This window comes from Segatella copri (assembly GCF_015074785.1).
Classification (GTDB): domain Bacteria; phylum Bacteroidota; class Bacteroidia; order Bacteroidales; family Bacteroidaceae; genus Prevotella.
The window spans coordinates 1,178,523-1,191,483 of sequence record NZ_CP042464.1; the positions used below are offsets into that span (position 1 = coordinate 1,178,523).

Annotated in this window: 14 protein-coding genes; 12 read left to right on the forward strand and 2 right to left on the reverse strand. The window is 44.5% G+C overall.

The window, feature by feature from the left end:
- Positions 1–157: 157 nt before the first annotated feature.
- The 3 genes from FO447_RS05240 to FO447_RS05250 all read left to right on the forward strand — a co-directional run bounded on the left by FO447_RS05240 (position 158) and on the right by FO447_RS05250 (position 2,957).
- Positions 158–1,186 (forward strand): OadG family protein, encoded by a 1,029-nt coding sequence (locus FO447_RS05240; RefSeq protein WP_118140288.1) that lies wholly within the window; start codon positions 158–160, stop codon positions 1,184–1,186.
- Between the two features lie 5 nt (positions 1,187–1,191).
- Positions 1,192–1,677: a biotin/lipoyl-containing protein gene (locus FO447_RS05245; protein ID WP_200758000.1), complete on the forward strand. Its 486-nt coding sequence runs from the start codon at positions 1,192–1,194 to the stop codon at positions 1,675–1,677.
- A 131-nt stretch (positions 1,678–1,808) separates the two neighbouring features.
- Positions 1,809–2,957: a sodium ion-translocating decarboxylase subunit beta gene (locus tag FO447_RS05250; RefSeq protein ID WP_022121790.1), complete on the forward strand. Its 1,149-nt coding sequence runs from the start codon at positions 1,809–1,811 to the stop codon at positions 2,955–2,957.
- Between the two features lie 121 nt (positions 2,958–3,078).
- On the opposite strand, the gene FO447_RS05255 is transcribed toward FO447_RS05250, so the two are convergent.
- Both FO447_RS05255 and rfbC read right to left on the reverse strand, forming a co-directional pair.
- Positions 3,079–3,882: a DUF4738 domain-containing protein gene (locus tag FO447_RS05255; RefSeq protein WP_022121791.1), complete on the reverse strand. Its 804-nt coding sequence runs from the start codon at positions 3,880–3,882 to the stop codon at positions 3,079–3,081.
- A gap of 45 nt (positions 3,883–3,927) precedes the next feature.
- Positions 3,928–4,482, reverse strand: coding sequence for a dTDP-4-dehydrorhamnose 3,5-epimerase (rfbC, locus tag FO447_RS05260; protein ID WP_118066761.1), 555 nt, complete (start codon positions 4,480–4,482; stop codon positions 3,928–3,930).
- 178 nt (positions 4,483–4,660) lie between these two features.
- Between rfbC and FO447_RS05265 the strand changes: the two genes are divergently transcribed.
- From FO447_RS05265 to lysA, 9 genes are all read left to right on the forward strand, one after another.
- Positions 4,661–5,737: an SPOR domain-containing protein gene (locus FO447_RS05265; protein WP_437182719.1), complete on the forward strand. Its 1,077-nt coding sequence runs from the start codon at positions 4,661–4,663 to the stop codon at positions 5,735–5,737.
- Between the two features lie 106 nt (positions 5,738–5,843).
- Positions 5,844–6,380, forward strand: coding sequence for an FHA domain-containing protein (locus tag FO447_RS05270; protein WP_200758005.1), 537 nt, complete (start codon positions 5,844–5,846; stop codon positions 6,378–6,380).
- A gap of 229 nt (positions 6,381–6,609) precedes the next feature.
- Positions 6,610–7,248 carry an imidazole glycerol phosphate synthase subunit HisH gene (gene hisH, locus FO447_RS05275; RefSeq protein ID WP_118066759.1) on the forward strand — a complete coding sequence of 213 codons (639 nt, stop codon included), beginning with the start codon at positions 6,610–6,612 and terminating at the stop codon, positions 7,246–7,248.
- A 16-nt stretch (positions 7,249–7,264) separates the two neighbouring features.
- Positions 7,265–7,981 (forward strand): 1-(5-phosphoribosyl)-5-[(5-phosphoribosylamino)methylideneamino]imidazole-4-carboxamide isomerase, encoded by a 717-nt coding sequence (gene hisA, locus FO447_RS05280; protein WP_118066758.1) that lies wholly within the window; start codon positions 7,265–7,267, stop codon positions 7,979–7,981.
- A 60-nt stretch (positions 7,982–8,041) separates the two neighbouring features.
- A complete protein-coding gene (gene hisF / locus FO447_RS05285) occupies positions 8,042–8,821 on the forward strand; it encodes an imidazole glycerol phosphate synthase subunit HisF (protein WP_117693702.1) in 780 nt (259 codons plus the stop codon).
- Between the two features lie 61 nt (positions 8,822–8,882).
- The gene (gene hisIE / locus FO447_RS05290; RefSeq protein WP_117728361.1) at positions 8,883–9,530 is read left to right on the forward strand and encodes a bifunctional phosphoribosyl-AMP cyclohydrolase/phosphoribosyl-ATP diphosphatase HisIE; all 648 of its coding nucleotides are present in this window, start codon (positions 8,883–8,885) and stop codon (positions 9,528–9,530) included.
- A 30-nt stretch (positions 9,531–9,560) separates the two neighbouring features.
- Positions 9,561–10,277, forward strand: coding sequence for a cell division ATP-binding protein FtsE (locus tag FO447_RS05295; protein ID WP_118190548.1), 717 nt, complete (start codon positions 9,561–9,563; stop codon positions 10,275–10,277).
- Between the two features lie 27 nt (positions 10,278–10,304).
- Complete coding sequence (locus FO447_RS05300; protein ID WP_117693694.1) at positions 10,305–11,627, forward strand: aspartate kinase; 1,323 nt, start codon at positions 10,305–10,307, stop codon at positions 11,625–11,627.
- 139 nt (positions 11,628–11,766) lie between these two features.
- Entirely contained in the window at positions 11,767–12,924 is a 1,158-nt protein-coding gene (lysA, locus tag FO447_RS05305) for a diaminopimelate decarboxylase (protein WP_118415249.1), read from the forward strand.
- Positions 12,925–12,961: the final 37 nt, after the last annotated feature.

The following is a 12,961-nucleotide window of genomic DNA, read 5'->3' on the forward strand; positions in this document are numbered from 1 at the left end:
AAATTTGTGCACCTTTTTTGTTGTCTTTTCAGAAATTCTTCGTACCTTTGAGCACAAGAAATAAACCTAATGAATCTACTAGGAACAGCTATCGTTCCTATATGATGCAGATTTTTTCGAAATATGAAACAATAACCCTATAAACGTTAGTAAGCGTATGAAGAAATTGGGATTTCTGATAACCATGCTAGTCATCACGTCCTTGCCCGCTTGGAGTCAAGGAGCCAAAAGTATCCGTATTACGGAGGTGATGACCGACAACCGTACCAATCTTGTAGATGAGTACGGGCAGCACAAACCATGGGTGGAATTGAGCAATTCCTCCTTTACCACGTATAATGTGCGTGGTATGTTCCTAACCACCGACCGAAGGGTTCTCGACAAGAAAATGTCGCCTGAAGCTCGCCGACAGCTGATGTGTCCATTGCCTAACAATGAACCACGAACCACACTGGGAGGCAAGAAGAGCATCGTTATCTTCGACAGCAGTTCCTGGTACCAGGATGGCTGGAACGGACAACATTGGAAGGCAAAGAATTCTTCCAACTCGGGACCTTTTCATCTCAATCTTATTCTACAGGAAAAGATGCCCAACTGGATAGCACTCTATGACGGAAATGCCGTTGACCTGATAGACTCCGTAAGCGTGCCAGTGTTGGCTGCCGATGAGAGTTTTGAACTGAGTAAGGACTTCAAGACATGGGAGAAAGCCATTGCCGGATCAGTAACTCCAGGCTATCTGCCTCAAAACACAGGTTTGAGTAAAGCCCAGCAATTGAAGAAAAGCGACCCATACGGAATAGGAATCGCCGTACTTTCAATGGGAATCGTATTTGCCTGCCTTGCTCTCCTCTTCATCGTGTTCTGGGTTTTCGGAGCCTACATGAAACATAAACAGCGCATCGCCCGTGCTACTGAGAAGCACGCCACCTTATTATATAAGACAGGAAAGAAGACCATCGAGGTTACTCAAGACCTCAGTCATAAGACCAACGTGATTCTGAAAGATGGTTTAGAAACCAAGGGTATTGATAAGGAGATTTACATGGCAGTCATCTCCCTTGCATTACAGGAATATTTAGAAGATGTTCATGATGTAGAATCCGGCATTATCACCATCAAGCCAAAACAGACCAGATGGAATGCTCCGAAATTCAACAACAACAATAACAACGTTAAAATATAGAAACTATGGCAAAGTACGAATATAAGGTTAAAGGCGTAGATTACGTCGTTGAAATACAGGATATTGAAGGCAATATCGCCAATGTAACCGTGAATGGAATTCCATTCGAAGTGGAAATGAAACAGCCGGTTAAGAGCAGTAAGCAGAAAGTGAAGTTAACTGATGGACAAAACAACATTTCTGCCAGCTCTGTTGCAAGCGCAGGTTCTGCTGCAGGTTCAAGTTCTGCAGCAAGTTCTGATTCTGCTTCATCAAGCAAACAAGCAACTCCTGCTGCAGGCAAACCAGTTGTTGCCCCTCTGCCTGGTACTATCAACGAAATCAAGGTGAAAGTCGGTGACAAGATGAACACAGGCGATACTGTTGTCGTTCTCGAAGCCATGAAGATGCAGAACAACATCGATGCAGAAACTTCAGGAACCATTACCAGCATCAACGTGAACAAGGGAGACGCAGTAATGGAAGGAGACACGCTTGTTACGATCGCGTAATAAGCTGTTTAGACAAAAAGCTAATGATTACTCTTCCAATCAAAAGACTAATCATAAAGTTCAATGTTCAATGTTCAACTTTCAAAGTTCAAAGTAAATCAATGTCTAACTTTCAAAGTTCAAAGTAAATTATGGATTTCATCATACAAAACTTCAATGAGTTTCTTACCTTTACAGGCTTTGCCAACGCCTCGGCAGGAAACCTCATCATGATTCTGGTGGGAGCACTCTTTATCTGGCTCGCCATCAAGAAAGATTTTGAGCCGCTGCTCCTGGTTCCTATCGGATTGGGAATCATTCTTGGCAACATTCCATTCCGTGCCGATGCAGGACTCGAAATAGGTTTATACGAAGACAACTCCGTTCTGAACATCTTCTACCAGGGAGTGAAACAGGGCTGGTACCCGCCACTCGTATTCCTGGGCATTGGAGCCATGACCGACTTCTCTGCGCTCATTTCCAACCCGAAGCTCATCCTGATTGGAGCCGCTGCCCAATTTGGAATCTTCGGCGCCTACATGATTGCACTGGCTCTGGGATTCGAACCTAACCAGGCAGCTGGCATTGCCATTATCGGAGGAGCAGACGGACCAACCGCCATCTTCCTGAGCAGCAAACTGAGTCCGAACCTCATGGGAGCCATTGCGGTTTGCGCCTACTCTTACATGGCACTGGTGCCTGTAATCCAGCCACCTTTGATGCGACTGCTTACAACCAAGAAAGAGCGCGTCATCAAGATGAAACCGGCACGTCAGGTTTCACAGACCGAAAAGATTCTCTTCCCTATCATCGGTCTGCTTCTCACCACCTTCATCGTTCCATCCGGTTTGCCATTATTAGGAATGCTGTTCTTCGGAAATCTTCTGAAAGAGAGTGGAAAGACAACCCGACTCGCAAAGACAGCAAGCAGCAGCTTGAATGATATTGTCGTCATCCTCCTCGGCCTGACCGTAGGCTGTTCTACCCAAGCTTCAGAGTTTCTGACATTAAACACCATCAAAATCTTTGCTCTCGGTGCTCTTGCTTTCATCATCGCATCGGCAAGCGGAATCTTATTCGTCAAGCTGATGAATCTCTTCTTGCCAAAAGGCAAGAAACTGAACCCACTTATCGGAAACGCTGGAGTGAGTGCCGTACCAATGAGTGCACGCATCTCCAACAACCTAGGCCTGGAATACGACCGCCACAACTTCCTTCTCATGCACGCCATGGGACCAAACGTTGCGGGAGTCATCGGTTCTGCCGTTGCAGCCGGAGCTTTGCTGGGATTCTTCAATTAAAAGTTGAGCCACCAAGCTATCCCTCCAGGATAAGCACATAAAAAATAGAATCGCCCTGAAAGGACAAAAGCATCTTACATCCAATGCTTTCCCTTTCTGGGCGACTTTTTTATTTCTTTTTTTAGCTCTTAACCCGCATTCTCATTTTTCCTTCAAAGGAAATGATAACCTCAACCTGATAACTCAAACTGCTGTCAGGCATTGCCAGAACAGCAAGATAATGAATGCCAGATTCATCTATCTTATTGAATACGATGTCGCTCAATATAGACTGGTCCAAGAAAGAAGCAGGAACCTGCTTATCGAAATCCTTCTTATGAAAATCACGAGAGAACAGACAGTTGGCACCATGATAAACATGCAAGTTCACAATATTATCATAATAAACATTGTCTACCTCAACACCATCATCATTATAAGAACTCTTGTAGACCTTATAACTTGTTGGGTTAACCTGTACGTAGAGATGATATTTCTCATCGCCCCTTACAACCACCGTATCACGTTTAATCAGCGTATTCTGATTCAGCGCCACGGAAACATGGTTGTGGATGAACTGCTGCAAATAAGACTTATCTTCCGTCTTCACCAGCTTAACCACATCCCCATTCTGCACCTTAAACTGGAAAATATGCTCAGCCTGTTTTACGATCGGATATTTTGCAATATTAGCACCCTTCATTACAAGCGTATCGCCAGCAATGTAGAAGTAGACAGGCTGACTGGTAGAATCAGGATAATAAATCGTATCGCCTTTTACGCGGAACGCCACATCATCCTCATCGTCATCGTTTAGCCAAATGCCTTGCAACATTTTCTTAGCCGCAGTATCTTCCTTTACTTCCTGTTGCTTTTCGGCCTTCTGCCCACAAGCAACAAGAGTCAAGATACAACTGAGCAGCCATAAATTAACTATCTTTTTCATGATGAGTTCTTTAAATAAATTAATCGGTAAAAGCTAATGCCAATTCTACTCGAAATAATCAGCCTCTCCGAAAGACTTTGCCTTGGTTCTGTCTTTTTCTGACGTAAGCACCTCAACTCCTTCAATAGGCCATTTTATTCCGATAGTAGGATCATCCCAATGAATACTGGCTTCGTAATCAGGAGCATAAACATTATCTACTTTATAAGTAAAGATGGCTTCGTCACTCAGTACCAGAAAACCATGGGCAAAACCGCGAGGAATGAAAAACTGACGTTTGTTCTCTCCACTCAGTTCAACCATTACATATTTACCGAAAGTCTTACTGCCCTTTCTCAAGTCAACAGCTACATCCAGCACGCAGCCTTTGATGACACGCACCAACTTAGCCTGTGAGAATTCACCTTTCTGATAATGCAGTCCTCTGAGCACCCCACGACTAGACATTGACTCATTGTCTTGCACAAACTCCACATGCCCTCCAACGTGAGCATCAAAGTCAGCCTGCTTCCATGCTTCAAAGAAATAGCCGCGAGCATCATCAAATACCCGAGGTTCTATCAGCCAGACTCCTTCAATTTCTGTCTCTGTATATTTCATTGATTTATACCTTATTTATTTTAGGCACAAAGGTAATACTTTTTCCCGAAACGACAAAACAAATTAGACTTTTTATGATTTCATCGAAAATTTTCTCTATTTTCTGTTGGTCATTTCCGAAAAAATCACTACCTTTGCAAACGTGAATAGACTAGAAAGACATATAGAGATCCTACTTTTGAGCAACGATTGCGTGATTGTCCCAGGATTTGGTGGCTTCATGGCTCATCATGTAGATGCGCGTTACGATGGCAGAGACAGCATGTTTTTGCCACCGCTGAGAACTATTGGCTTTAACCCACAGCTCCAGATGAACGATTCTCTCCTTGCACTTTCGTATGTTGAAGCATACGACATCAGCTATCCGGAAGCTTTGAACCACATTACTGATGAGGTGACAGAGATGCGTCAGACTCTGGAGAATTCAGGAAAATTTGAACTGAATGATATTGGCACCATCATATTGAACGAAGACGGAAATTATACCTTCGAACCATGTGAGGCAGGCATCCTTACACCTGAGTTATATGGCTTGGGCGGCTTAAACATGCTTCCACTCGCGCAGATTTCTGCAGAAGAGGTTCAGAAGACTGAAGATTCTGCTGCTTCAATCATTGAAATGCCAGCAAAGACAGTAGAAAACAATCGTACAGAAAGCGAAGTCAAGAATCAGGATAGTAACCAGAAGATGGAGAGTGGACTCTCTGTCAACAATTCTGTGTTCGTTAACGAAGAAGAAGAATCAAATGCCGAATTCATCAGCATCAAGAAGAGTTGGTTGCGCAATATTGCAGCAGCCTGCATCGCTCTCATTGCATTCTTCACCTACTCTTCTCCATTGGGAACCCCAACCGTTCAGAAGAGCCAAATCGACACAGGTATGTTGAACCGCATCATGCCTAAGGAGATCAATAAAGTTGCGCAACCTCAAGAACTGGTACTTAGTACAGAATCACAGGCAGAAGAGAGCATTCCTGACAAGTCTGTCAACATGGCTCAGGACAACGAATTGCAAACAGCCTCTTCTTACTACAGCATCGTTTTGGCAAGTCGTGTTACCAAGCGCAATGCTGCCTGCTATGCTGAACTCCTCCAAAACAAAGGATTCAAGGAAGCTAGGGTGTTGATTACGGATAATAATGTGAAAGTTATATACGGAACATACTCTACCGAGGGCGAAGCTTATACTGCTCTCAACCGTTTACACAACTATGATGCTTTTACTGACGGCTGGATTACGAAAGTGAAAGAATAGTTGACAGTTAAGAGTTTATAGTTTATAGCTAGAACAAAGAGCAAGGAGTATCGGAAACTTCTACAACACATTATTATAATAAAGACAGAAAAGTAAGAAAAAGAATATGAAAAGAGTACGTTGTCCTAAGTGCGATAATTTTATCACCTTCGACGAGACCAAGTATCAGGCAGGTCAGAGTCTCGTTTTCGTTTGTCCTAATTGCAATAAGCAGTTTGGCATCCGAATGGGAGTTTCCAAGCTCCGCGAAACCCGCAAAGAGGAAAAACTTGACGAGAATGCCAACGAGAAGGGATACGGCTCTATCGTTGTCATCGAGAACGTATTCGCTTACAAACAGGTCATCCCGCTCCAGTTAGGCGACAACATCATCGGCCGCTACATGAAGAACAGCGGAATCAACTGCCCTATCGAAACCGTAGACCCAAGCGTTGACACGAACCATTGCGTAATCAACGTTAGCCGCGACAAGAAAGGCAAATTGAAATATGTACTCCGTGATGGACCAAGTTATACAGGAACTTTCGTTGACAATGAGATTCTGGGCGACAGAGAACGCCGCGTTATCGAAGACGGAACCCTGTTCACCATCGGAGCAACTTCTATCATTCTCCGCACAGCAGACAGTGAAGAAGAAAACTAAGAAGTTTCGATTATCAAAATAAACACTTCAAAAGGAGCAATTAGATGTTGGTTTACATCCTATTGCTCCTTTTTCACTTAACGAAAACGTAAAAACACGCCATATTTCTAACTTTCTGAAAGAAATCTACTATATTTCGTAATCTTTTTGTTTTTATTTTCTTTAAATTAAAAGAAAATGTGTACCTTTGCATCGAAAAATAAGAAATAGAAATGAATTACGTTAGGTAATGGATGTAGCAATCGTAAAATATAATGCCGGAAATATCTATTCCGTAGTCAACGCCATGAAGCGTTTAGGCATCGAACCTGTACTTACAGATGATGCAGAAATGCTCCAGAAGGCAGACCGTGTGCTCTTCCCAGGACAAGGCCAGGCAAGAGAAGCAATGGAATATCTGAAGGCTCATCAGCTTGATCAAGTAATCAAGAACTTGAAGCAACCCGTCCTGGGCATTTGTGTAGGACAGCAACTCTTGTGCCGCCATTCGGAAGAAGGTGACGTAGATTGCATCGGAATCTTTGATGTAGAAGTAAAGCGATTCCAGCCTCAGAAACACGAAGACAAGGTGCCTGCTATGGGATGGAATGAAATCTATGATTTGAAGACTGACCTTTATAAGGGGTTCGGAAACAGAATGGATTCTGACTCAGACAAGTCTACCGCTGATGCGCTGCTTCATCCCTACTCCTATTTCGTACATAGTTATTATGTGCCACTCTGCGAGGAGACCATTGCCAAGGCAGAATACATTCTTCCTTATAGCGCATCGCTCCACAAAGATAATTTCTATACCTGCCAGTTCCATCCGGAAAAGAGCGGAAAGGTGGGAGAACAGATTTTAAAGAACTTTTTAGAGATAAAATAAAAGAGGAAATACTAATATGATAGAATTAATTCCAGCTATCGACTTGATAAATGGCCAGTGTGTTCGTCTTACAAAAGGCGATTACGACCAAAAGAAGGTTTACAATGACAATCCTGCCGAGGTTGCAAAACAGTTTGAGCAGATGGGCTTCAAGCGCCTTCATGTAGTAGACCTCGATGGAGCCAAGTCAAAGCACATCGTAAATGATGCGGTGTTAAAGGCCATTACCACAGAAACCTCTCTCGTGGTAGATTTCGGTGGCGGAATCAAGACCGAAGAAGATATTGAGAAAGCTTTTGCTGCGGGAGCAAGCATGGTTACAGTGGGCAGCATAGCCGTCACCAATCCTGAACTCTTCATGCAATGGCTGGACAAATATGGAGCTGACCGCCTGATTCTGGGAGCCGATGTAAGAAACGGAAAGATTTCTATCAACGGATGGAAAGAAGATTCTTCTGAAGATCTCCTTCCTTTCCTGAAAAAGTACATCGATAAAGGAGTACGCTATGTTCTCTGCACAGAAATCAGCAAAGACGGAACGCTGCAGGGACCTGCCATAGAACTCTACAAAGAAGTAATGGCTGCCTATCCTCAACTGCATCTTATCGCCTCAGGCGGAGTGAGTTGCAACGAAGACATCGAAGCATTGGAAACTGCAGGAATTCCTGCCGTAGTATTTGGAAAAGCTTTCTACGAAGGGAAAATCGATGTTAAGAAACTAGTTAATAGGTAAATAGTTGACAGTCAAAAAGTTTATAGTTAGGAGTTAAGTAATCATAAAGTTCAAAGTTCAATGGTCAAAGTTCAAAGCAACAAAGGATTAGCTAAACGAATCGTTCCTTGTCTTGATGTAAAGAACGGCGAGACGGTAAAGGGAACCAATTTCGTAAACCTTCGCAGCGCTGGTGACCCGGTAGAACTGGGAAAAGCTTATAGCGATGCTGGAGCCGATGAGCTCGTATTCCTCGATATTACAGCGAGTTTCGAAGAGCGCAAAACCTTTACGGATATGGTAACCCGCGTGGCTGCCGAAATCAATATCCCATTTACTGTGGGAGGTGGAATCAATGAACTCAAAGATGTTGACCGCCTGCTCAACGCAGGAGCTGACAAGGTTAGCATCAACAGTGCTGCCATCCGACATCCGGAGCTCATCAATGAAATTGCCAACCATTATGGCTCACAGGTTTGCGTATGCGCCATTGATGCACGTCTCGATTCTGACGGCTGGCACTGTTATGTAAAAGGCGGAAGAGAACGGGTGGAACTAGGACTGTTTGACTGGGCTAAGGAAGTAGCCGACCGGGGTGCCGGTGAAATTCTCTTTACCAGTATGGATCATGACGGTGTGAAACAGGGATTCGCAAACGAGGCCCTCGCCCGTCTTGCTGAAGAAGTAAGCATTCCTATCATCGCCTCAGGAGGTGCTGGAAAGATGGAGCATTTCCGCGATGCGTTCACCCAAGGCAAGGCTGATGCTGCCCTGGCAGCTAGCGTGTTCCACTTCGGTGAAATCGCCATTCCTGACCTCAAGAAATACCTGAGAGAAGAAGGAATCAACGTGAGAATATAGAACACGTAAGGATACTGAGACACGTGAATATAACAATGTAAGAAAATAAAAACATGATAAAATGGAAATAGATTTCGAAAAATTAGGCGGACTGGTTCCTGCCATCATCCAAGACGCAGTTACAAAGAACGTCTTGATGCTTGGCTTCATGAATCAGGAAGCATACGATAAGACAATAGCAACCAAAAAGGTAACATTCTGGAGCCGTTCACGCAACTGCCTCTGGACAAAAGGTGAAACATCAGGCAACTTCCTGAACCTCGTTAGCATTCAGAACGACTGCGATAACGACACCTTGCTGGTTAAGGTTCACCCAGATGGTCCAACCTGCCACAAAGGTACAGACACCTGCTGGGCAGAAGAGAATACACTCAACCCAATCCTCTTCCTCTCAGAGCTTCAGGACTTCATCAACAAGCGCCACGAAGAAATGCCAGAGGGAAGTTACACTACCAGCCTCTTCAAGAAAGGCGTTAACAAAATGGCGCAAAAGGTTGGAGAAGAAGCTGTTGAAACCATTATCGAAGCAACAAATGGCAACAACGAGAAACTCGTTTACGAGAGTTCAGACCTTCTCTATCACCTCATCGTTCTGCTCACAAGCAAGGGCTTGAGAATAGAAGATGTTGTGAAAGAACTTCAGATGCGTCACGATCCGGAATGGGATAAGAAACGCCGCGTTGCCAAGAGCAAGGGCGAAATGAAATAACAAACCAACATTAAGGAGAAAAAATAGAAGATGTTAATAGATTATCAGAACGTCAGCATATATCAGGCCGACAAGTGCGTGCTCCAAAACATCAATTTCCATATTGATGAAGGAGAATTCGCCTACCTTATCGGAAAAGTCGGCTCTGGTAAAAGTTCGCTATTAAAGACACTTTATTGCGAACTAGACCTTGTAGAAGGCGAAACCGAGAAGGCTGAAATTCTCGGCAGAGACCTCAAAACTATAAAGCGAAAGGAGATTCCGGCTCTGCGTAAAGAACTGGGAATCATCTTTCAGGATTTCCAGCTGCTACACGACCGCACCGTTCGCAAGAACTTTGAATTCGTGCTTAAGGCAACAGGCTGGAAAAACAAGAAAGACAGAGATAAGCGCATCGAAGAAGTACTCAACGAAGTGGGCATGATTGATAAAATCGACAAGATGCCTCATGAGCTCTCAGGTGGTGAGCAGCAGCGTGTAGCCATCGCCCGCGCCATTCTCAATAATCCAAAAATCATCATCGCCGATGAGCCTACAGGCAATCTCGACCCAGAGACAGCCAGCAACATCGTGAGTCTGCTGAAAGACATCACCAAACAAGGCACAGCTGTTGTGATGACAACCCATAACATCCCGATGCTCGACAAATTCCCAGGCATCGTTTACCGCTGTAAGGAAGGTGTGCTCTACGACGTAACAAATGAGTACAACCGTATCGACCTCACAGAGGATGGAGAAGATAATTAAGTGAAATAATTAAATAAAATTACGACTATGAAGGTAATGAAATTCGGAGGTACTTCTGTAGGCTCACCAGAGCGCATGAAGGGAGTAGCCTCTTTGGTTACAGAATCAGGTGAACCAACTTTCATCGTATTGTCTGCGATGAGCGGTACAACAAACTCTCTCGTTGAGATCTCTGACTATCTTTACAAGAAGAATCCAGAGGGCGCCAACGAGGTAATCAACAACTTGGAGAAGAAATACATGCAGCATGTAGAAGAACTCTACTCTACCGAGGAGATGAAAAATACGACTCGTGAGTTCTTGCAGGGCGAATTCAACTATCTCCGCTCATTCACCAAAGACCTCTTCACTTCTTTCGAGGAGAAGAGCATCGTGGCTCAGGGCGAGATGATGAGCACCAACATGGTTGTAAACTACTTGAAGGAACAGGGTGTAAAGGCTGTATTGCTCAACGCATTAGACTTTATGCGAACTGACAAGAACGCAGAACCAGATCCTCAGTACATCAAGGAGAAGTTGGCTGCTATCATGGAGCAGAACCAGGGCTATCAGATTTACATCACTCAGGGATTCATCTGCCGCAACGCATATGGCGAGGTTGACAATCTGCAGCGTGGCGGTAGCGACTACACCGCATCTCTTATCGGTGCAGCTCTCCCAGCTGAAGAGATTCAGATCTGGACCGACATCGACGGAATGCACAACAACGACCCTCGTGTCGTAGAGCACACTGAGGCTGTCCGCCAGTTGAACTTCGAGGAGGCCGCTGAGTTGGCTTACTTCGGTGCCAAGATTCTCCACCCTACCTGTGTTCAGCCAGCTAAGTATGCAGGCATCCCTGTACGCTTGAAGAACACCATGGATCCTAAGGCCGACGGTACAATCATCGACAATGTCATCGTACGCGGCAAGATCAAGGCTGTTGCTGCCAAGGACAACATCACAGCCATCAAGATCAAGAGTAGCCGCATGTTGCTCGCTACAGGTTTCCTCCGCAAGGTATTCGAAATCTTCGAGAGCTATCAGACTCCAATTGATATGATTGCCACTTCTGAGGTGGGTGTCAGCATGAGTATTGATAATGATTCTCATCTTAACGACATCGTAAACGAGCTGAAGAAATATGGTACAGTAACTGTAGATTCAGATATGTGTATTATCTGCGTTGTAGGTGATTTGGACTGGAGCAACGTTGGCTTCGAGACCATCGCTACCGATGCGATGAAGAACATTCCTGTACGCATGATTTCTTACGGTGGTTCTAACTATAACATCTCATTCCTCATCAGAGAGAAAGATAAGAAGCAGGCATTGCAGAACTTGAGCAACGTATTGTTCGAGAAGAAGTAATGCAAATGAAAACGAAGAGTGAAAAGTGAAGAATTCGTATGTAATGCTTCCTATCCACTCTTCGTTGGTTATTCTGATTTACAATAAATTGGATATTCTGATTTAACTATAATAAGGTATTAATTTAAGATTAAGTGAAATGAAAGGTACATTTCCGATAGATAAGTTTCAGGAGATACAGACTCCGTTCTACTATTACGACACCAATGTGTTGCGCCAGACATTGAAAACCATCAATGAAGAGGCTGGCAAGCACGAGGGATTTGAAGTGCACTATGCCGTAAAGGCAAATGCCAACCCTAAGGTGCTCAATATCATCTGTCAGGCTGGTTTAGGAGCCGACTGTGTGAGCGGAGGAGAAATTCAGGCTGCCATCAAAGCCGGATTCCCAGCCAGCAAGATTGTTTACGCTGGTGTAGGCAAAAGCGATTGGGAAATCAACCTCGGATTGGAGAAAGGCATCTTCTGCTTCAATGTAGAGAGTATTCCGGAGTTGGAAATCATCAACGAACTGGCTGAAAAACAGAATAAGATTGCACAGGTTTGTTTCCGCATCAATCCGGATGTCGGCGCCCATACGCATGCTAACATAACAACTGGTCTGGCAGAAAACAAGTTCGGTATTGCCATGCGCGACATGGAAGCCGTAATCGAAGAGGCTGCCAAGATGAAGAACATCAAGTTCCTGGGTCTGCACTTCCACATTGGTAGTCAGATACTTGATATGGGAGACTTCGAGGCTCTCTGTAACCGCATCAACGAGTTGCAAGACCAGTTGGAGGCTCATCACATCGTAGTAAAGAACATCAATGTAGGCGGTGGATTGGGTATCGATTACAACCATCCAAACCGTGTGCCTATCCCAGACTTCAAGGATTATTTTGATACATACGCTAAGAAACTGAAGTTGCGCGATGGTCAGAAGCTTCACTTCGAGTTGGGCCGCGCCGTAGTGGGTCAGATGGGTTCTCTCATCACCAAGACACTCTACATCAAGCAGGGCACAGCCAAGCAGTTTGCCATTGTGGATGCAGGAATGACCGACCTCATCCGTCCAGCCCTCTATCAGGCTTACCATAAGATTGAGAACATCTCAAGCGATGAACCTGTAGAAACTTACGACGTTGTAGGTCCAATCTGCGAATCAAGCGATGTCTTCGGCAAGGCTGTCGACATCAATAAAGCCCATCGCGGCGACCTCATCGCCCTCCGCTCAGCCGGAGCCTATGGTGAGATTATGGCGAGCCAGTATAACTGTCGCCAGTTGCCAAAGGGGTATATTACAGAAGACTTTTAATATAGTTGAAAGTTAAAAGTTAAGAGTTTATAGGATT